Origin of the sequence: Gordonia lacunae, from assembly GCF_002149015.1 — a bacterium.
Lineage (GTDB): Bacteria > Actinomycetota > Actinomycetes > Mycobacteriales > Mycobacteriaceae > Gordonia > Gordonia lacunae.
This window is the reverse complement of sequence record NZ_NGFO01000010.1, coordinates 35,284-53,487: the sequence shown is the minus strand read 5'-3', so window position 1 is coordinate 53,487 and position 18,204 is coordinate 35,284. Positions and strand designations below refer to the sequence as shown.

Here is an 18,204-nt window from a genome sequence, read left to right as displayed (position 1 = left end):
CCCCTTCACGTTCTGGTGGAAAAAGAATTCCGCACAGCGGAGTTTACTGTAATCCGGGTGCTATCCACCAGCCCACGGCGTAGCTGGGGGCAATTGTGGTTTCACATGATGGAACGTAGCGTGATGCCGGACTGTGGAGGTGACGATGGCAGGGAACTCGGGCGGTGTGCAGTCCGTCGAGCGGGCCTTCGAGTTGCTCGAACTCATCGGACGCGCCGGCGGCGAGTGTTCCCTGAGTCATCTGTCGGCGGAATCACCGTTACCGCCTCCGACCATCCACCGGCTGCTGCGGACGCTCGTGGGCATCGGGTACGTCCGGCAACTCCCGAACCGGTCGTATGCCCTCGGCCCACGGCTGATTCGCCTCGGTGAGGTGGCCAACCGACAGCTCGGCGCGGTGGCCGCGCCCGTTCTCGCGTCGTTGGTCAGGGAGCTCAGCGAGACGGCGAGTCTCGCGGTCCTCGACGGCGACATGGTCATCTACGTGGCTCAGGTCCCGTCGCCGCACAGCATGCGCACCAACAACGAGGTGGGTCGTCGGGTGACGATGCACAACACCGCGGTGGGCAAGGCCGTCCTCGCCGAGCTCGACGACGCGCGCATCCTCAAACACGTCACCCAGGCCGGACTCACCGCGGCCACCGAGTGGAGTGTGACGTCGTTGTCCGGCGTGTTCGCCGCCGTCGAACAGGTGCGCGCGGACGGCGTCGCCACGGACGAACAGGAACACGAGGTCGGGGTCTGCGGGATGGCCGTCGCGGTCCCCGGTGCCCCCACGCCCATGGCGGTCGGCATCTCCGGGCCGGTCGCGCGGTTCGACGACGACCTGCGCGCCCGCGCGGTCGGGGCACTGCGGGCGGCGGCCGGAACCGTGTCCGAGGCGCTGATCGGGTCCCGGGAGTAGGCCTCGGCGGCAGCCTAGATGGTGAGCTTCGTCGGCGTCGTGCGGTTCGCGCCGTCGCCGCTGGAGCCGTCGCCGATCTGCCCGTCGTTGTTGAATCCCCAGCAGTAGACCGACGACGCGGACATCGCGCAGGACGTCCCGTTGCCGGTCGAGATCGACGTGACGTCGGTCAGCGTCGAGACCTCGCGGGGGATCTTCACCGAACCGCCGGTGGAACCGAGCTGGCTGCGGTCGTCGTCGCCCCAGCAGAAGGCCCGGTCGTCGGAGACCGCGCAGGTGGTGCCCCAGTCGGTGGAGATCGCCGAGACCCCGCTCAGGTTGCTGACCTGGACCGGTGCCTGTCGGGTCTCGCCGGTGCCGTCGCCGATCTGGCCGTAGGCGTTGGAACCCCAGCACCATGCGTCGCCGCCGGCCACCGCGCAGGTCGTCTGGAAGTAGGTGCTGGTGTTGGTGTTCGGATCGTCGTCATCGGCCGCCTCGTGATAACCGCCGATGGCGATGTCGGTGACGTCGGTCAGCGAGCCGACCTTGACCGGCGCCGATCGCGCCGTCGTGCTGCCGTCACCGATCTGCCCGTTGTCGTTGGCTCCCCAGCAGAATGCCGACCCGTCTGACACCGCGCAGGTGGTGCCGTAGGCGGTCGCTATGTCGGTGACGACGCCGAGCCCGGGGACCTTGACCGGGGCCGACACCGGGTCGGTGCCGCCGCCGGTGCCGAGCTGGCCGTATTCGTTGTTGCCCCAGCAGTAGGCGTCGGTGCCGGCGACGGCGCACGTGGTGCCCCACCCGGTGGAGATCGCCTTGACGTCGGAGATGGTGCCGACCTTGGTTGCGGCGTCGACCGTCGAACCGCTGGCGCCGTTGCCGACCTCGCCGTAATGGTTGTTGCCCCAGCAGAATGCGTCGCCGGCGGCGATGGCGCAGGCCGTCGAGACGTAGGCGTTCTCGCCGGTGAGGTACCCGCCGGTGGCGACCGCGGTGGCGTTCGAGACGCCGGTCACCGCGACCGGGCGGGTGTGCGGCGTCGTCGTGCCGTCACCGAGCTGCCCGGAGTCGTTGTCGCCCCAGCAGTGCACGCTGCCGTTGACCACGGCGCAGCTGCTGCCGAAGTTGGTGCTCACCACCGGCTGGGCGACGGGGGCCTCCTCCGGGTCGTCGACGGTGCTGCCGACGACGGCCAGCCCGACGACGGCCGCGACCACGAGCAGCAGCACCGCACCGAGTACGCCGGCGACGATCAGCCCGGTCCGCTTCTTCTTCGGCGGTACCGGGGGCATGCCCGGGTAACCCGGTCGGGGGTGGCCCGGCTGCGCGTGCGGGCCCGAGAGGTGCGGTGCCGACGAGTACATCGGTTGCGGCCCCGACGGCGTGTTCATCAGCGGCTGCGGGCCCGACGGCCCGGTCATCGTCGCCTGGGGAGGCGGCGTGTACTGGCCGTGAGGTGGGCCGAACTGGTGCTGGGGTCCCGACGGGTGCGGGGCCGGCGGGCCACCCGTGCCACCGCCGACGAGGGTGGGTGGGGGCACCGAGCCGGCGACCATCGTGTTGCCTTGCGCGGCAGGAGAATCGAGGGCGGCCTGCAACGCGGCCGCGAAGCTGCGGCAGTCGGGGTACCTGGCCGCGGGGTTCTTCGACAACGCGCGCTGGAACACCGGGTCGAGATGGGCGAGGTCCCCGCGCAGCTGCCCGATGTGGGGAACCGGTCGCTGGATGTGTCCGAGCATCACCGACGGCTCGGACTGGCCGACGAACGGCGGCTGTCCCGCGAGCAGTGCGTAGGCCGTGCAGGCCAGGGAGTACTGGTCCGAGAGGGCCGTGGCGTCGGCGCCCTCGAGCGTCTCCGGGGCCGAGAAGGCGACCGTCCCGATGAAGGAGTGGGTGCCGGTCAGGTTGGCCGAGCCGGCGAGTTTGGCGATGCCGAAGTCGAGTACCAGGGCGCGCTCGATGGCGTTGGTCGCTGGATCGCGCGTCACGAGGATGTTGGCGGGCTTGATGTCCCGGTGCACCACATGGTGGCGGTGCGCGTAGTCGAGAGCGTCGGCCACCTGCGTGACGACTGTCGACACCTCCGCGGGCGTCAGGCGTTCGTCGGTGAGGTCCTTGCCGTCGACATAGCTCATCGAGAACCAGGGCGAGCCGTCGGAGATCCCGTACTGGTGGATGGTGATGATGCTGCGATGGTCGAGCTTGGCGGTGGTGCGAGCCTCGTTGGTGAAGCGCTGGTTGAACCCGGGCTGGGCGCTGACCGCGGTGGAGATGACCTTCAGCGCCTCGCGGCGTTCCAGCTGGAGGTTCTCGACGAGGTAGACCTCGCCCATACCGCCCGCGCCGAGCTGGGAGACCACGCGATAACCGGCGATGTGGGTGCCGGGACTCAACGGCACGGCGCACCTCTTCCTGAGCTTGGCGAGTGAGCGGCGTCCACATGGCCGCTCTCGCAGACGTATGCAGGGACAATACCGAAGCCGGTGGGTCCGGGGGCACCCTTCAACCGGATGACGGGGCCGACGCTAGAACGTGACCTGCGTGGGGGTCGGACGGTCGTCGGTACCGCCGACGCCGAGCTGTCCGGTGGCGTTGAAACCCCAGCACCACAGGTACGACGACGCCACTGCGCACGTTGTCCGCTCGCCGGTGGAAATCGCACTGACATCGGACAATTCGCGCACGCGGACGGGTGACGGGTGGTCGGTCAGGGTGCCGTCGCCGACCGATCCCCACGCGTTGGCGCCCCAGCAGTAGGCGACGCCACCGGCAAGGGCGCAGGTGGTGTTCGACGTGCCGGTGGTGATCGTCTCGACCCCGTCGAGGCCGGACACCGGCGTCGCGGTGCGGTGGCCGTAGGTGCTGCCGTCGCCGAGTTGCCCGAAGCTGTTGTCGCCCCAGCAATATGCGCTCGCCCCGGCGATCGCGCAGGCGGTGGCCGCGCCGGCGGAGACGTCCGTCGCGCCGTCGAGGTCGGCGACCCGGGTCGGGCGGCCGCGGTTGGTTGTCGTGCCGTCGCCGACCTGACCGTTGTCGTTGAGTCCCCAGCAGTACGCGTCGCCGGAGGCTACGGCGCAGGTGAAGTTGACGCCGACGCTGATCGCGGTCACGTCGTCGAGCCCGGCGACACGAACCGGCCGGTACTGGTTCGCGGTCGAGCCGTCGCCGACCTGGTCGAAGTCGTTGGTGCCCCAGCAATACGCCGCGCCCGCGGAGATCGCGCAGGTTGCCCAGTTGGCGGTCGAGATCGCGGTGACATCGGCGAGATCGGTCACCCGGGTGGGGGTCAGGCGCGCATCGGTGGTCCCGTCGCCGATCTGCCCGTAGTCGTTGTTGCCCCAGCAGTAGGCGAGTCCGCCGGCGATCGCGCAGCTGTTGGGACCGCCGGTGCTGATCGCGGTGACACCGCCGAGATCGGCGACCCGGGTGGGTGTCTGGCGGGCGTCGGTCGTGCCGTCGCCGAGTTGGCCGGCGGCATTGTCGCCCCAGCAGTAGGCGGTCCCGTCCCGGATCGAACAGGTGGCCCCGAGGCCGGCGCTGAGCTGTGCCTGGGCGTCCGTGGCCGCCAGGGGCGACGACCCGGCATCTGTGGTGGTCTGGTCGGCGCCGCCGCCGAGGGTGACGACCCCGATCGCGACCACCGCCGCGAGGACGGCGACCGCGACCATCGCGGCCAGTGCGAGCGGCCACCGACGGCGTCGCGGGGGAGTCGGCGGCCGCGAGGGTGCCGAGGACGGGGTCGGGGTGGGGCCTACCGCCAGGGTCGGGCCTGCCGGCGCCCGCGGCGGGATGACCTGCGTCGCCGGGGCGGGTGCCCGCCGCCGATCGTCGGTGCCGGCCCGGTCGAGCGCCGCGTGCAGGTCCGCGGCGAAAGCGCGGCAGGTGGGGTACCGGTCGAGTGGTCCCCGCGCGAGCGCACGATCGAAGACGGGGTCCAGGGCGGCGAGCTCGGGTCGGTGGGTGCTGATCGGCGCCGGACGTGTCGTGAGCTTGGCGACGATGTGACGAGTCTGCGTGTCTGCGTCGAACGGGGTTGCGCCGGAGAGGAGTTCGTAGGCCGTGCAGGCCAGGGCGTACTGATCCGACGCGGGGCCCGCCGGTTTGCCGTCGAGGATCTCCGGCGCGGCGTAGACGAGCGTCCCCACGAACGACGACGGGGCGGTCAGCGTGGTGGCGGTGGTGAGCTTCGCGATCCCGAAGTCGAGTACGACCACGCGGTCGAGGGCGTCGTCCATCGCGCGCCGCGTGACCGTGATGTTGCCGGGCTTGATGTCGCGGTGGATCACGCCGTGCTCGTGCGCGTAATCGAGCGCGTCGGCGACGCGGGAGACGACCGCCACGACCTCGTCCGGGCGCAGCGAGGAGCGGCGCAGGTCCCGACCGTCGAGGTAGGTCATCGTGAACCAGGGATCGCCGTCGGTGACGCCGTAGTGGTAGATCGTCACGATGGCGGGGTGGTCGAGGGCCGCGGCGGTCTGTGCCTCGCGGCTGAACCGCCGCGCGAACTCCTCGTCGACGGTCTCGGCGATCGAGATCACCTTGAGTGCCTCGCGCCGGCGCAGCTGCGGATTCTCGACCAGGTACACCGTCCCCATTCCGCCGCTGCCCAACCGGGTGATCACCGGGTAGCCGGCGACCTGGACGGGCTGGGCGGCCATGAGCGCCTCCTGGTGGCGTGACCTGTGTTGCGACGACGATAGCCCCTCCCGCGGCCGTCCTGCCCGGACACGGCACTTGTTCATCCGAACGACATGGCACAATGCTCGACGTGGCAAACAAATCTGGCGCTGACACATCCACCCCCGGCGAAGCGGGTGCCGGCACCGGCAAGGTCGTCAAGAAGCACTATGTCGACAACGGCTGGCCGCAGGACGAGAACGGCGACGCCGCCGAGCACGCCGTCTCCGAACTCGCGACGCACATCTCCGGCGCGCTCTCGCCGTTCGGTGACACCGAGTTCCCGCTTCCGGCTGCCGACCTGCCGTTCGTGCAGTCGAAGACCGTCGTCAACCGCTGACACCGATGCCCACCGGAGGGGCCGGCGGCTCACGGCTGAGCCACCTCGACGCCTCCGGGTCGGCCCGCATGGTCGACGTCGGTGCCAAACCGTCGACGAAGCGTCGCGCGGTCGCCGCAGGCACGTTCCACACCACCGCCGAGGTGATCGGCCTCCTCAGTGAGTCGAGGCTGCCCAAGGGAGATGTGCTCGCCACGGCGCGCATCGCCGGGATCATGGCGGCCAAACGGACCGACGAACTGATCCCGCTCTGTCATCAACTGGCGTTGTCGTCGGTGGAGGTCGACTTCGAGATCGGCGCCGAGACGATCGAGGTGACCGCCACCGTGGCCACCTCCGGTCAGACGGGCGTCGAGATGGAGGCGCTGACCGCGGTGGCCGTCGCCGGACTGACCCTGCACGACATGGTCAAGGCCGTGGACCGGCGGGCACAGATGGACGGGATCCGCCTGCTCGCCAAGACCGGCGGAAAGTCGGGCGACTGGTATCGCGACCCGTCGGATCCGGCCGATGACTGACCGGCGAAGCCCGCGGGTCGCGCGCGTCGTGGTCGCGTCGAACCGGGCCAGCAGCGGCGTCTACACCGACCGGTCCGGCCCGATCATCGAGGCGTGGCTGGCCGAGCAGGGTTTCGACGTCGACGAGTGCGACGTGGTCGCCGACGGCCCGCCGGTCGGCGATGCCGTCCGAGCCGCGATCTACGCCGAGGTGGACCTCGTGATCACCACGGGCGGAACAGGTGTGACGCCCAGCGACCGCACTCCGGAGCAGACCCGCCCGCTCCTCGACTTCGAGATCCCGGGGCTTGCCGAGGCGATCCGGTCGGCCGGGCTGCCGGCGGTGCCGACCGCGGTTCTCTCGCGGGGACTCGCCGGAGTGGCCGGGACGACCCTCGTGGTGAATCTCCCCGGTTCGACCGGCGGGGTCCGCGACGGACTGGGCGTGCTCGCCGGCGTCGTTCACCACGCACTCGATCAGATCCGCGGAGGCGACCACCGATGACCGGAGACGCCGGCACCCGGGTGGTGCACACAGCGGTCGTCGACGAACCGATCGCGCTGGCCGAGCACGAGGCGATGGTCGTCGACGCAGCCGACGGCAAGGCCGGGGCGGTGGTCGGGTTCGTGGGCGCCGTCCGTGATCACGACGGCGGGCGAACGGTCACCGCCCTGCACTACTCGGGACATCCCACGGCGACGACGGTCCTGGCCGAGGTCGTCGAACAGGTCGCCGCGGTCGACGGGGTGCGCGCGGTCGCCGTGTCCCATCGGATCGGCGACCTCGCGATCGGCGACATCGCGTTCGTGGTCGCGGTTGCCGCCGACCATCGTCGAGCCGCGTTCGAGACCTGCTCGCGCCTCGTCGACGAGGTCAAGGCACGGCTACCGGTCTGGAAACACCAGTTCTTCGACGACGGCACCGATGAGTGGGTCAACTCGGCGTAGCTGACGCCTTTTCAAACTCGTATGACGGTGCGCCCGGAATCCGGGCACAACGTCATACGGATCTGGACGGTCCAACGCCCGACCATTGGAAAAGGGCCCCGCACGGATGATTCATCGTGCGGGGCCCTTCGTCTGGGTCCCAGATCAGGCGTCGAGCGGCGATCAGGGGTTGGGCAGCAGGTGCTTGTTGTCGTTGAACATCTTGATCTGGTCCTGGTTCAGCGAGACACCGCTGTCCTTGGCCGCCTGCCAGAGGTTCTTGATCTCGGGGCTGACGCCGGCCTCGGTGAGAGCGTCGGTGACCTGCTTGGCGACGTCGTCCGTCGTCTTGGCCAGGTCGACGCTGCCGTTGCCGCCCGGGAGAACCGGAGCGATCTCACGGGGGGTGTCGGTCGGCGCGCTGCGCGGGGTCGAGCCCGAGAGTCCGGTGCCGCAGGTGGGCCATGCGCCCTTGCCCTGCGATCCGAGCACGCGCTCGGCGACGACGATCTGCTCCTCGCGCGAGGCCTGATCGGCGGTCGGGGCGAACTCGCCGCCGCCGTGGCCGGTCCAGGTGCTCGGGGAGAACTGCAGGCCGCCGTGGTAGCCGTTGCCGGTCGCGATGGCCCAGTTGCCACCGGATTCGCACTGCGCGACCTGGTTCCACTCGGCGTCGGTGGCCGCATTGGCGGTACCGGTGCCCAGGAGGGCTGCTCCGCCGCCGAGGACTGCGCCGGTGAGGGCGACCTTGGTGATGGTCTTGGCGGCCGTGCTGGTCGTCTGCTTGCGATGACGTCCGGACATGTATGTGTTTCCTCTCTCCACGCGCCTACGAAGTCAGCTGTCGGGTTCGAGCGAGAGGTGCTCGGCCCCGGTCGTCGAGGTGGTTGCCGCGACTTCCGGGACTTAACCCCGAGGACACCTGGTGTGGTGTCCGGTCTCAGGGGATGAGGTTGGGTCCCCCGTCCTCGTTCCTAGATTGCTTGTCGTTCCCACCGGCGGAACGAGGCTCGGCGCGGCCGGTGGGACGTTATGTCTTGGTTGCTGTGTCGTGACCTCCGAGGAGGACGCTTCGTACAGTACGTCGTTCGTTGGACTGAATCACCTGCTTGAACGCAAGCGATTTTCGGCCCGGATCCGGGTCTTCCGACCCACTTCGGCCGTCATCCCAGTTCAACGGGTTAGTGGCCGTCCCGTGCCCATCCTGTTACCGGGCCGTGATGTGACTAAGGTCACAAGAGAGTTGTGGCGTCAGCCACCGGCGAACGGGGGGAGGACGTCGAGTGTCGTGCAGGTGCCGAGCGCACGCGTCCGATCGGAGAACGCGATCTCGTCGCGCAGATACGAGCAGCGTTCGAGAACCGTGGCGAGGGAGGGGTTTCCGGCGGCGAGGGTCTCTTCCAGGACACGGAGAGTGGTCGACGGGTCGATGTCGACAACCGTCTCCTCGGCGCCGGCCGCGGCGCGCGCGGCCGCGAAGAATCGGACTGTGAGCTGCATCGGACGCGAGCCTAGCCGCCGATCGCCGACATCGGCCGATCCGGTTGCCGGAAGCCCGCCACGTTCACCTCGTGGCCGGGTGCCTTCGCCCACATGCTCGCGCGCCACAGGTGCGCCAGGGCCGCGTCGATCTCGTCGTCGGGCAGGGTGCGCAGTGCGGTCCGGATGTCGGTCTCCGACGTCGCGAACAGACAGTTGCGCAGTGACCCGTCGGCGGTGAGGCGGGTGCGGTCGCAGTCCCCGCAGAACGGCTGGGTGACCGAGGCGATGACTCCGACGCGCGCGGGCCCGTGCGGCCCGCGGTGGCCGTCCACGAGCCATGTGGCGGCCGGGGCGCTGCCGCGCGGCGCGGGGTCGGGCAACAGGGTGAAGCGCGTCCGCAGTGTCGCGAGGATCTCCTGGGCCGTGACCATCTGCGCGCGCTGCCACGCGTGGTCGGCGTCGAGCGGCATCTGCTCGATGATCCGCAGCTCGTAACCGTGGTCGAGGCAGTAGGCGAGTAGATCGGGAACTCCCGCGAGGTCCGCGCGGTCCGGCACCACGGCGTTGACCTTGACCGGGTCCAGTCCGGCGCGCCGCGCCGCCGCCAGGCCGTCGAGCACGTCGGTCAGACGGTCCCGGCGTGTGATCTCGGCGAAGCGGGCCGGGTCGACGGTGTCCAGCGAGACGTTGATGCGGTCGAGTCCGGCGTCGACCAGGCCGTCGACCCGCCGGGGCAGTCCGAGGCCGTTCGTTGTCATCGCGATCTCGGGGGCCTGCGGGAGCCCGGCGACGGCCCCGATGATGTCCTCGAGGTCGCGGCGCAGCAGCGGTTCCCCGCCGGTGAACCGGATGCGTTCGATACCCAGGTCGCGGACTGCGACCGTCAGGACCCGGATCAGTTCGTCCGTGGACAGCACCTGGTCGGTGGGCATCCAGTCGAGCCCCTCGGCCGGCATGCAGTACGAGCAACGCAGATTGCAGCGGTCGGTGACCGAGACCCGGAGATCCTTCGCCACACGGCCGAACGTGTCGCGCAGCGAACCCTCGGACGGCACGTCGGATGCCGCTGCCTCCCGCGGAGGGCGGGGCAGAGGCAGTCCGAGGCCGACCGTGCTCATGTGATCGCCGGGGTCATGCTGCGGGGAGACTCACTTTCGAGTGGGGTCCTTGCGTGCCTCGAGGGCGCGGAAGGTGCTGGCGTGGAAGACCAGGGGTTCGACGTCGGGATCGGCGCGCAGCGACTCGATCTCGAGCAGCACGACGGTGTGGTCGCCGGCCTGGATCTCGTTGTGGATCGTGCACGACAGGTGCGCCGCGGCGTCGGGTACGAAGACCGCACCCCGATCGGTGCTCAGCGGCGTGATGCCGTCGAAGCGATGCTCCGACGATCCGGCGAGCTGCTTGCACAGCTCGATCTGGTCGCCGGCGAACACGCTGACCCCGATCGCCGGTGCGGTGCGGATCCGCGGCCAGGTCGTCGAGGTGTTCTGGACGCAGACCGAGACGAGCGGCGGGTCGAGGGAGACGGTGGTGAACGAACTCGCCGCCATTCCGATCAGGGTGGTGGAATCCCCGTCGGGCTGTTCGCAACACACCGCCACGACGCCGGACGGGAAGCAGCTGTAGGCGTCACGCAGCGCCCGCCCGTCGGAGACGGGGGAGAGGTCGGGGGTGGTGTCGATGGTCGTGGTCACGGTCCTCACCTGGCTCGGCGTCCAGCACGGAGTGCGTACACCAGGCCCAGGACGAAACCCAGCGGTGCGCACATGGTCAGCAGGTAGACGGCGGTCGGTGCGGTGTCGCCGTCGGTGACCAACGGAGTGAGGAACAACGCCACGATCGCCAGAATTCCGATTCCGAACACAATCCCGGCCGCCTGCAGCAATCGCGGGGACGACGTCTTCTGCATACCTGCCACGGTAGTGCAATGCCGGACGGTCCGACGCTGCGCGATGCCCGGCCGCCGGGTAATGGTGTGACCTCGGGGTGGGCCGTTGGTTACGATGGTCGATGCAGGCGCCTTGCATCCGTCTGGGCCCGCACGGCATCGCCGTCCGGACCGCCGAGATGGGTGACGGCGTCTTTTGTCGTGACAGGTCGTTTTCGACAGTTCTAGAACAGATGAGGGTGAGCACAGTGCCGACCGGCAAGGTGAAGTGGTACGACGCGGACAAGGGCTTCGGCTTTCTCTCCCAGGAGAGCGGTGAGGACGTCTACGTCCGTTCGGCAGCGTTGCCCGACGGAGTCGAGGCGCTCAAGCCCGGGCAGCGCGTCGAGTTCGGCATGGCCGCCGGTCGTCGCGGACCGCAGGCGTTGAGCGTGAAGGTGCTCGAGCCCGCCCCCAGCGTCTCCAAGAACGTGCGCGAGGCCGCCCGCAAGGACGTCAAGCGGCACACGCCCGACGAGCTGCACGGCATGGTCGCCGACCTCATCACCCTTCTGGAAGGCAAGGTCCAGCCGGATCTGCGCAAGGGCCGCTATCCCGACCGCAAGACCGCGCAGCGGATCTCCGAGGTCGTGCGTGCCGTCGCGCGGGAGCTCGACTCCTGACCGCCTAGGCGTCCGGCGCGGTCTGCACCGCGAGTTCGCCGCGGGGCAGGACCTCGTCGGCGGGTGAGAGCCGCGCGGACGCGGAGATGACGGTGAATCCGATCAGCACCCGATCCGGCACCGACCTCAGCGTCAGCGTGTACGTGCTGTCCGAGCCCTGCGGTTGCTCGTCTTCGACGAGCCCACGCGGCGTCTGGTAGACGGCGGCGAGGTTCCACGGGCCCTGGGCGATCTCACTCGAGACGGTCAGCATGACCGTCGACCCCACCGGCACCGGGACCGACGGGGTCTCGCGCGGCGCGGTGATCTCGGGATCGCATGCGGTCAGCATCAGATCGCACCACCAGCGCGGATCGACCGTGTGCAGTTCGTCGCCGACCGCGACGTGCAGGTAGGGCTGGTCGTCGGAACTCGCGTTGCGGGTCAGCAGGAACACCGACGTGCCCACCACCGCCACGAACAGCACGACGACGATCGCGATGATCGACAGAGCCTTCTTCTCACCACTGCTGATCACTGACGGCGTTGTCCTGTCTGGTTGTGCGGCGGATGGTCGCCGGGGCTGTACGGGCGCTCACCCCGATTCTCGAAGGGGGCGGTCGACGGTGTCCGGGTGGGCATGCGGGCGGTCGAGGGCCGCTGGGTGTGCGGCTTGGTGTCGGCGTCGGCCGGGCCGGTCCGGATGTCCGATCGCGCACCTGCGGCACGGAAGGCGACGGTCGGCGCGGCGTGGTCGGGGCGACGGCCGCCCAGACCGGGGACCAGCGACTTGCCGCGGGTGGTCATCACGGTCTGCAGCAAGCCGAGGCCGAGCAGCACGGACACGACGGTGAAGCCGATCCACAGGGTCGGCGGCAACAGGACCCCGAGCGAGGCGCCGAAGACCCACGACAACTGCAGTACGGTCTCCGACCGGCCGAACGCCGAAGCGCGGGACTCGTCGGGCAGGTCGTCCTGGATCGACGAGTCGAGGCACACCTTGCCGATCGCGCTCGTCCCGGAGGCGACCAGGGCGGCGACCGCGGCCGCGGCGATGTTGCCGAAGATGGCGGCCAGGACTGCGACGACGAAGCAGGCGGCGGTCGCGCCGACGACGATGTTCGGCGGGTTCTTCAGCTCGAGGCGGGTGCCGACGCCGTTGCCGATCATGTTGCCGACGCCGGCGGCGGCACCGACCGCGCCGAGGAGCAGGAGCTGGGTCCAGTCCGACGCGTCGCCCTGCTGGGCCTTGGCGTAGAACGCCACGAACAGTGTCAGGAACCCCGTGAGGATGCGGATCGTGCCGTTGCCCCACAGCCCTGCGACGACCTTGCGTCCGAGCGGCTGGCGCATCTTGGCCGCGATCATCTTGGCGCCGTCCCGGGCGCTCGTCGGCTGATCGGGGTCGCCGGGCGCCGACCGCGCGGGTTCGCCGTGGTAGGTCAGGGTCGTCGGGATCTCGCCTTCGGTGGACTCGACCCACGATGGGATGCGCATGCACAGATAGGCGCCGGCGCCGGCAACCACGGCCAGCCACACCATGGCACCCGGCAGATGCAACGGGAGCACCTGGCCGAGCAGGAACTCGATGGCGGCGGCGACCGCGCCACCCACGATCGTGCCCCCGATCAGACCGAAGGTCGTCAACCGGGAGTTGACCCGCGGCAGGTCGATGGTCGGCGGCACCACACGCGGCGTGACGGCCGACTTGAGGACGCCGAAGGATTTCGACAGCACCAGCAGACCGAGCGCGCAGGGATAGAGGACCCACGGGTCGTACTCCAGCTGCTGCGTCACCTCGTTCCACTGGACGTTGGCCATGATGAGCAGGGCCAGGACGACGCGCAGGCCGAAGGTCGTGGCCATCGCGATCCGGCGACCACGTTGCAACCGGTCGAGCAGAGGGCCGATCAGGGGCGCGATCAGCGCGAAGGGCGCGATCGTCAGCGCCAGATACAGGGCGACGTTGGTCTTCGACTCGCCCGTGGCGGCGGCGAAGAACAGCGTGTTGGCGAGCGCGACGGCCATCGCGGCGTCGGCGGCGAAGTTCGCGACCACCGGCAGCGTCAGCGCGGTGAGGCCCGACTGGTCGGCGCCGTCGGCAGTGGCCGCCTGATGGATCTTGCCGAGTCCCTTGCCGGTCAGCTCGCGGCTCCGCATCGCCGCGACCCGCATCACGGTCAGCTTCTTCGGCGTCCGGCCGCCACCGTTCTGGGGCCCGTGTTCGGTCGGCATCGCCCGGGTCTGGTCCTCCGACGGCCGGCCGCGATCATCGAGCGGCGGGAGATGCGGATTGTGGGTGGGCGGCGGGAGGTAGGCGTTGCGGCCGGGGCCCGGCCCGGCCGCCGGCTCTCCCCACCCGGGTGCCGGCCGGCGGGTGCGCATCTGTCGTGTCTCGTCGGCCGGATAATTGGTCGAACCGGGGTGTTGCGCGGCGCGTCGTGCCGCCCCGTCTGGTGGCGGCTGATGGGGATGCTGGTTCGCGGGACCCCTGGGGGCCCCGCGCCCCTCGTCGTGTCGGGAACTCCGTGGGATCACGCTGACGATTGTTCCTCATCTCCAGCCGTGGTCGCTTGAAGCGGGTCGGTTGTGTGGCACACGTCGGCGATATTGCACACTGGAGCGGTGACTCAGGTTGGTGACGACGAACGGCACGGTGACGGTGGACGGCTCCTGGCAGCCGTCGACATCGCGCGTGCCGCGCTGCTCGACGAAGGGCAGCGGCCAGGTGCGCATCGGCGCAGTGTGGCCGAGGGCGACTGGGCTGCCGCGCACTACTTCGACGCCGAGCTCGCGGGCTACCGCGGATGGCAGTGGTGCGTCGTGCTGGCGGGTTCACCCGGCAGTGACGAGATCACGCTCAGCGAGGTCGTGTTGCTTCCCGGCGACGGTTCGTTGCTCGCACCGCCATGGGTGCCGTGGGCGGAGCGTGTCGCCTCCGGTGATCTCGCGCCGGGTGATCTACTCGCCGCCGAACCCGACGACCCGCGTCTGGTGCCGAATCAGATCGACACCGGCGACGAGTTCCGCTTCGAGTCCGACTCGGTCGAACCCGACGACATCGGTCAGGTCGCGGGCGAGCTGGGGCTCGGCCGCAAGCGCCTGCTGAGCCGGGAGGGACGCGCCGACGCCGCGCAGCGCTGGTACGACGGCGACTTCGGTCCCGGCTCGGAGATGGCCCAGGCCGCGCCGTACTCCTGTTGCACATGCGGGTTCTATGTTCCTCTCGCCGGTGCGCTGCGGGCCGGGTTCGGCGCGTGCACCAACGAATTCGCCGCCGACGGACGCGTGGTCTCGGCCGAGTACGGCTGCGGAGCGCATTCGGACGTGCAGGGCCCCAAGGGCGATGGCTCGCCGGCCTATGACGCCTACGACGACGGCGCGATCGAGGTCGTCGCCATCTCCCGGGACGCGGAACCGGCGCGAACCTGATCCGGCGCACCCGACCGTGAGCGACGACCCGTTCGGCACCGCGGCGCTCCGGTCGTCGATCCTGGACGCATGGGCCTCATCGCCCACCCGGCTTGCCGAGGATGCGGCGGCCGAGTCGGATCTGGTGACCGTCGGATACCGCGATCGGCTGTTGACCGAACTGGCCGCGAACGCCGCCGACGCCGCGTCGGCGGCCGGCATCGCGGGGCATCTCGCCGTCTGGGTGGACGGTGCCGAGTTGCACGTCGCGAACACCGGCGCCCCGCTGACCGGGGAGGGCGTGCGTTCGCTTGCCGCGCTACGGGTTTCGGCGAAGGTGTCGAATGAGCCGGGGGACCGGCCGATCGGACGGTTCGGCGTCGGTTTCACCGCGACCGCGACGGTCGCCGATCGTGTCGAGATACGTTCCCGCACCGGATCGGTGGTCTTCGACCGGGCCGCAACGCTGGACGCGGTCCGCGAAGCAGGCATCACCGTCGGTGCGGCCGCGGACGTACCGGTCCTCCGCGTGGTGTGGCCGTCGAACCGGGAACCGTCACCGGGTTTCGACACCGAGGTGGTGCTGCACCTCCGCGAGGATCCCGGTCCGCTCCTCGAGACGATGCTCGCGCAGGCGCCGGACCTCGTCGTCGAATTGACCGCTCTGCCACGGATCACCGTCGGCGACGTCGAGGTGTGGGCGGAGCGATCGACCGGTCCGGACGTCGACGACGACGCCGCGCGGTCGGTGCTGACCACGGTGTCCACGATCGGTGACCTCGGGTCGACCGACCTGCCGTCGTCACGGCGGTGGCTCGAGGTCGTCCGTGGCGGCACGCGCTGGCTCGTCGATGCCGACGGTGACCCCGGGCCTTCCGGTGACGTCCTGCGTGCACCCACTCCCACCGACATCGAACTCAGCCTGCCGTGCCGGTGCATCACCGACCTCGCGCTCACGCCGGACCGGCGCCACCTCCACCCGCGTGCCGAGATCGGTGATGCGGCAGCGGGTTACGTCGATCTGGTGCGCCTCGTCGAACCGGCGCGCAGAGTTCGCCTGATACCGGAGCTGCATCTGGCACGTAATCCCGACGATGCGCGCCTGATCGAGGCGGTCCGGCGCGAACTCCGTGACGCCGCATGGCTTCCGGCCGCGGCCGGCACCGACCTGGTGCCTCCGCGTGCGGTGATGCTCGTGGGGCTGACCGATCGGCTCGCAGACATTCTGGGTGACCTGTTCGGCGACCTGCTCCACCCGGATCTCTCACTGACTCAGCATCTCCCGGCACTGGGTCGGCTGGGTGTGTCGGAGCTGGGACTCGCGGACCTGGCCGAACGGCTCGTCGGCATCGAACGCGACCCGGCGTGGTGGTACGACCTGTACGACGCCCTGGCACCGCTGGTGTCGACCGGGCGCGAGGTCGAAGAACTCGGTGCCCTGCCCATTCCGCGGTCGGACGGCCGGACCGCGATCGGGGTGCGCGGCCTGTTCGTCAGCGACCGGATCTCGACGCCCATGCGGTGGATTCCCACCGTGCATCCCGAGGCCCGCCACGAACTGCTGACGCGACTCGGTGTCGCGGATCTGACCGTGGCCGAAGCGGTCGGGGACCCGGCCCTGCGCAGCCTCGTCGAGGATGTGGACGTCGAGGCCGCCGATGACGGACTCGCCGCCGAGGTGTGCGCCGTGCTGCGTGCCGATCCGGATGCGTCGGTGCCGTCGTGGCTGTCGGCGCTCGCGCTGCCCGACGCCGAGGGCGAGCTGCGTCCGGCCGATGAACTCCTGCTGCCCGGCAGTCCGCTGCTGGGGGTCCTGGTCGACGATCATCCGTTCGGTGTCGCCGACGCCGAGATGGTCGCCGAGTGCGGGGCCGAGCCGTTGCGCCGGATCGGCGTCGGATGGGGCTTCGTCACCGTCGAGGACGATCTGCCCATCGCGCCCGACCACGACCTGCCCGACGAGGAGGATTGGTGGGAAACCCTCCCCGACGCCCCGGAAAATCTGAGCGCGGTACGGGATCTCGATCTGATCGATGAGCGGAGCTGGCCGGCGGCGCTGACCATGATGGCCACCGACGAACGGATCAGACCCCTGCTGGCCGACCGCGCCGGTTACACCGCCTGGTGGTTACGACGCCACGCCGAGGTCGACGGGCTGCTGTTGGGGGAGTACCGATCGCCGTCGGATGACGTCCTCGCGAACATCATCGACCCCCTCGATCACCCGTATGCGGACGAACTCGGTGGCGCCCTCGCCCGGCTGGAACCCGACTCCGCCGACGACGCGACGCTGCTGCTGACCCGGCTCGGCGACCGGACCCGGGCGATCAGCGCGGGTGCGGCGGTCTCGGTGCATGCGGCCGTCGTCGCCGCATGCCGGCGCCGTGTCGTCGACCCTGATGAGGTCGAGGTGCCGGAGCTGGTGCGCACGCTGTCCGGTGAGGCCGCCGACCGTGCGGTGGTCGTCGACCGCCCGTGGCTTCTCCAGGTGCTCGCCGACGACGAGTGCGTGCTCGCCGGCCCGACGGTGACCGCGACCGACGCCGACCTCCTCGGCATGTTGCTGGACCTGCCGCTCGCGAGCGAGGAGTGTTCGGCGACGGTGTCCGCGCCCGGTGATGCGGTGAGTTGGGCTCACCCCGACGTGGTGCGTTTCGGGGTCCTGCGCGGTGTCGAGGTGCCGCACGCGGAGGTCCGGCTGCACGACGAACTGTGGGTCACGGTGCGCGACAACGGCAACGACCCCGACCGCGAGGTCCGGGTCGAGTGGTGGGTCGACGCGGCGGGTGTCACGCACCTCGAGCGGCGCCGGCGTCGATCCCGGCGGTGAGTATCGACGCGAGCTGGCGGTAGGCGACGGCGTCGTCGAGCCCGGTGGCCGCCCACACCTCGCGGCGCTGGATCCGGCTCATCATCGACGACGCCAGGTCGGCGGCGAACGCGGCGTCGACATTGCGGAACTCGCCCGCCGCGACCCCGTCTGCGATCAGCGCCTGGACCCGTGAGGACGCCGCCGCGGTGTTGCGCTCGTACAGCGCGCGAGCGGGTTCGAACGCGTCGAGGTCGCGCATGAACGCCTCGGATGCCGGTGCGAGTGCCTCGCCGACCGCGACGAGGTAGGCGACGACCCGTTCGCGCGGACTCGACGACGCTGCGACCCGGGCCTCCACCTGCTCGGTCGCGGTGCGGAAGAAGTGGGTCACGGTCGCGGTGACCAGTTGTTCCTTGCTGGCTGCGAGCGTGTACAGCGTCGACTTCGAGCAGCGGAGCTCGGCCGCGATGGAACCGATCGACAGGTGCGCGAATCCCTCGCGCAGGATCAGTTCGAGCAGCGCGTCGAACAGCGCGGCCCGGCGTCGGGTCGCGAAACCCTGGGTCGGCATGCTCGCTCCTCTTGCTCAACCGGCGATGGGTGGCCGTGCGACATCGCCGACTGTACGTGGCGCTGCTCC

General features: G+C 70.1%; 18 protein-coding genes and 1 riboswitch. Of the genes, 8 read left to right on the top strand and 10 right to left on the bottom strand.

Annotated elements, in window-relative coordinates:
- The first annotated feature begins 145 nt into the window (after positions 1 to 145).
- Positions 146 to 904, top strand: coding sequence for an IclR family transcriptional regulator (locus CA982_RS10545; protein ID WP_086535394.1), 759 nt, complete (start codon positions 146 to 148; stop codon positions 902 to 904).
- Between the two features lie 14 nt (positions 905 to 918).
- Here the strand turns inward: CA982_RS10545 and CA982_RS10540 are convergent, their stop codons facing one another.
- Positions 919 to 3,288 (bottom strand): protein kinase domain-containing protein, encoded by a 2,370-nt coding sequence (locus tag CA982_RS10540; RefSeq protein WP_086535288.1) that lies wholly within the window; start codon positions 3,286 to 3,288, stop codon positions 919 to 921.
- 126 nt (positions 3,289 to 3,414) lie between these two features.
- Entirely contained in the window at positions 3,415 to 5,547 is a 2,133-nt protein-coding gene (locus CA982_RS10535) for an RCC1 domain-containing protein (protein WP_086535287.1), read from the bottom strand.
- Between the two features lie 101 nt (positions 5,548 to 5,648).
- Between CA982_RS10535 and CA982_RS10530 the strand changes: the two genes are divergently transcribed.
- From CA982_RS10530 to CA982_RS10515, 4 genes are read left to right on the top strand one after another with little or no spacing between them, the layout of a single operon-like run.
- Positions 5,649 to 5,906: a hypothetical protein gene (locus tag CA982_RS10530; RefSeq protein ID WP_086535286.1), complete on the top strand. Its 258-nt coding sequence runs from the start codon at positions 5,649 to 5,651 to the stop codon at positions 5,904 to 5,906.
- A gap of 5 nt (positions 5,907 to 5,911) precedes the next feature.
- Complete coding sequence (moaC, locus tag CA982_RS10525; protein WP_086535285.1) at positions 5,912 to 6,424, top strand: cyclic pyranopterin monophosphate synthase MoaC; 513 nt, start codon at positions 5,912 to 5,914, stop codon at positions 6,422 to 6,424.
- On the top strand, positions 6,417 to 6,908 hold the full coding sequence (locus CA982_RS10520; RefSeq protein ID WP_086535284.1) for a MogA/MoaB family molybdenum cofactor biosynthesis protein: 492 nt from the start codon (positions 6,417 to 6,419) through the stop codon (positions 6,906 to 6,908). The genes moaC and CA982_RS10520 overlap by 8 nt, the downstream gene beginning before the upstream one ends.
- Positions 6,905 to 7,351: a molybdenum cofactor biosynthesis protein MoaE gene (locus tag CA982_RS10515; protein ID WP_086535283.1), complete on the top strand. Its 447-nt coding sequence runs from the start codon at positions 6,905 to 6,907 to the stop codon at positions 7,349 to 7,351. Before CA982_RS10520 ends, CA982_RS10515 begins: the two co-directional genes overlap by 4 nt.
- Before the next feature lie 162 nt (positions 7,352 to 7,513).
- Here CA982_RS10515 and CA982_RS10510 read toward each other — a convergent pair whose 3' ends face one another.
- From CA982_RS10510 to CA982_RS10490, 5 genes are all read right to left on the bottom strand, one after another.
- Complete coding sequence (locus CA982_RS10510) at positions 7,514 to 8,134, bottom strand: transglycosylase family protein (protein WP_086535282.1); 621 nt, start codon at positions 8,132 to 8,134, stop codon at positions 7,514 to 7,516.
- 6 nt (positions 8,135 to 8,140) lie between these two features.
- Positions 8,141 to 8,324: riboswitch (cyclic di-AMP (ydaO/yuaA leader) on the bottom strand.
- A 257-nt stretch (positions 8,325 to 8,581) separates the two neighbouring features.
- Entirely contained in the window at positions 8,582 to 8,830 is a 249-nt protein-coding gene (locus tag CA982_RS10505; protein ID WP_086535281.1) for a MoaD/ThiS family protein, read from the bottom strand.
- A gap of 11 nt (positions 8,831 to 8,841) precedes the next feature.
- Positions 8,842 to 9,930, bottom strand: a complete 1,089-nt coding sequence (moaA, locus tag CA982_RS10500; RefSeq protein ID WP_086535280.1) for a GTP 3',8-cyclase MoaA — start codon at positions 9,928 to 9,930, stop codon at positions 8,842 to 8,844.
- 30 nt (positions 9,931 to 9,960) lie between these two features.
- The gene (locus CA982_RS10495; protein WP_086535393.1) at positions 9,961 to 10,506 is read right to left on the bottom strand and encodes a flavin reductase family protein; all 546 of its coding nucleotides are present in this window, start codon (positions 10,504 to 10,506) and stop codon (positions 9,961 to 9,963) included.
- 5 nt (positions 10,507 to 10,511) lie between these two features.
- Entirely contained in the window at positions 10,512 to 10,721 is a 210-nt protein-coding gene (locus CA982_RS10490) for a hypothetical protein (RefSeq protein ID WP_086535279.1), read from the bottom strand.
- Between the two features lie 227 nt (positions 10,722 to 10,948).
- On the opposite strand from CA982_RS10490, the gene CA982_RS10485 reads away from it, so the two are divergent.
- The gene (locus CA982_RS10485) at positions 10,949 to 11,362 is read left to right on the top strand and encodes a cold-shock protein (RefSeq protein ID WP_004020198.1); all 414 of its coding nucleotides are present in this window, start codon (positions 10,949 to 10,951) and stop codon (positions 11,360 to 11,362) included.
- Positions 11,363 to 11,366: 4 nt separating this feature from the next.
- On the opposite strand, the gene CA982_RS10480 is transcribed toward CA982_RS10485, so the two are convergent.
- Together CA982_RS10480 and CA982_RS10475 are read right to left on the bottom strand one after the other, a co-directional pair.
- Complete coding sequence (locus CA982_RS10480) at positions 11,367 to 11,879, bottom strand: DUF2771 family protein (protein ID WP_086535278.1); 513 nt, start codon at positions 11,877 to 11,879, stop codon at positions 11,367 to 11,369.
- A complete protein-coding gene (locus tag CA982_RS10475) occupies positions 11,876 to 13,726 on the bottom strand; it encodes an MFS transporter (protein WP_244176221.1) in 1,851 nt (616 codons plus the stop codon). Before CA982_RS10475 ends, CA982_RS10480 begins: the two co-directional genes overlap by 4 nt.
- Positions 13,727 to 13,966: 240 nt before the next feature.
- Between CA982_RS10475 and CA982_RS10470 the strand changes: the two genes are divergently transcribed.
- Both CA982_RS10470 and CA982_RS10465 read left to right on the top strand, forming a co-directional pair.
- A complete protein-coding gene (locus tag CA982_RS10470) occupies positions 13,967 to 14,773 on the top strand; it encodes a DUF3027 domain-containing protein (RefSeq protein ID WP_086535276.1) in 807 nt (268 codons plus the stop codon).
- Between the two features lie 16 nt (positions 14,774 to 14,789).
- Positions 14,790 to 17,582 (top strand): sacsin N-terminal ATP-binding-like domain-containing protein, encoded by a 2,793-nt coding sequence (locus tag CA982_RS10465; protein WP_086535275.1) that lies wholly within the window; start codon positions 14,790 to 14,792, stop codon positions 17,580 to 17,582.
- On the opposite strand, the gene CA982_RS10460 is transcribed toward CA982_RS10465, so the two are convergent.
- On the bottom strand, positions 17,542 to 18,135 hold the full coding sequence (locus CA982_RS10460; RefSeq protein ID WP_086535274.1) for a TetR/AcrR family transcriptional regulator: 594 nt from the start codon (positions 18,133 to 18,135) through the stop codon (positions 17,542 to 17,544). The genes CA982_RS10465 and CA982_RS10460 overlap by 41 nt on opposite strands.
- Between the last annotated feature and the right edge of the window lie 69 nt (positions 18,136 to 18,204).

Excerpts from the sequence above, each read along its gene's own strand:
- CA982_RS10515 (WP_086535283.1), top strand. The coding sequence starts at position 6,905 with ATGACCGGAGACGCCGGCACCCGGGTGGTGCACACAGCGGTCGTCGAC.
- CA982_RS10530 (WP_086535286.1), top strand. The coding sequence starts at position 5,649 with ATGCTCGACGTGGCAAACAAATCTGGCGCTGACACATCCACCCCCGGC.
- moaA (WP_086535280.1), bottom strand. The coding sequence starts at position 9,930 with ATGAGCACGGTCGGCCTCGGACTGCCTCTGCCCCGCCCTCCGCGGGAG.
- CA982_RS10545 (WP_086535394.1), top strand. The coding sequence starts at position 146 with ATGGCAGGGAACTCGGGCGGTGTGCAGTCCGTCGAGCGGGCCTTCGAG.
- CA982_RS10475 (WP_244176221.1), bottom strand. The coding sequence starts at position 13,726 with ATGCGCACCCGCCGGCCGGCACCCGGGTGGGGAGAGCCGGCGGCCGGG.
- CA982_RS10460 (WP_086535274.1), bottom strand. The coding sequence starts at position 18,135 with ATGCCGACCCAGGGTTTCGCGACCCGACGCCGGGCCGCGCTGTTCGAC.
- CA982_RS10535 (WP_086535287.1), bottom strand. The coding sequence starts at position 5,547 with ATGGCCGCCCAGCCCGTCCAGGTCGCCGGCTACCCGGTGATCACCCGG.
- CA982_RS10520 (WP_086535284.1), top strand. The coding sequence starts at position 6,417 with ATGACTGACCGGCGAAGCCCGCGGGTCGCGCGCGTCGTGGTCGCGTCG.
- CA982_RS10505 (WP_086535281.1), bottom strand. The coding sequence starts at position 8,830 with ATGCAGCTCACAGTCCGATTCTTCGCGGCCGCGCGCGCCGCGGCCGGC.
- moaC (WP_086535285.1), top strand. The coding sequence starts at position 5,912 with ATGCCCACCGGAGGGGCCGGCGGCTCACGGCTGAGCCACCTCGACGCC.
- CA982_RS10510 (WP_086535282.1), bottom strand. The coding sequence starts at position 8,134 with ATGTCCGGACGTCATCGCAAGCAGACGACCAGCACGGCCGCCAAGACC.
- CA982_RS10490 (WP_086535279.1), bottom strand. The coding sequence starts at position 10,721 with ATGCAGAAGACGTCGTCCCCGCGATTGCTGCAGGCGGCCGGGATTGTG.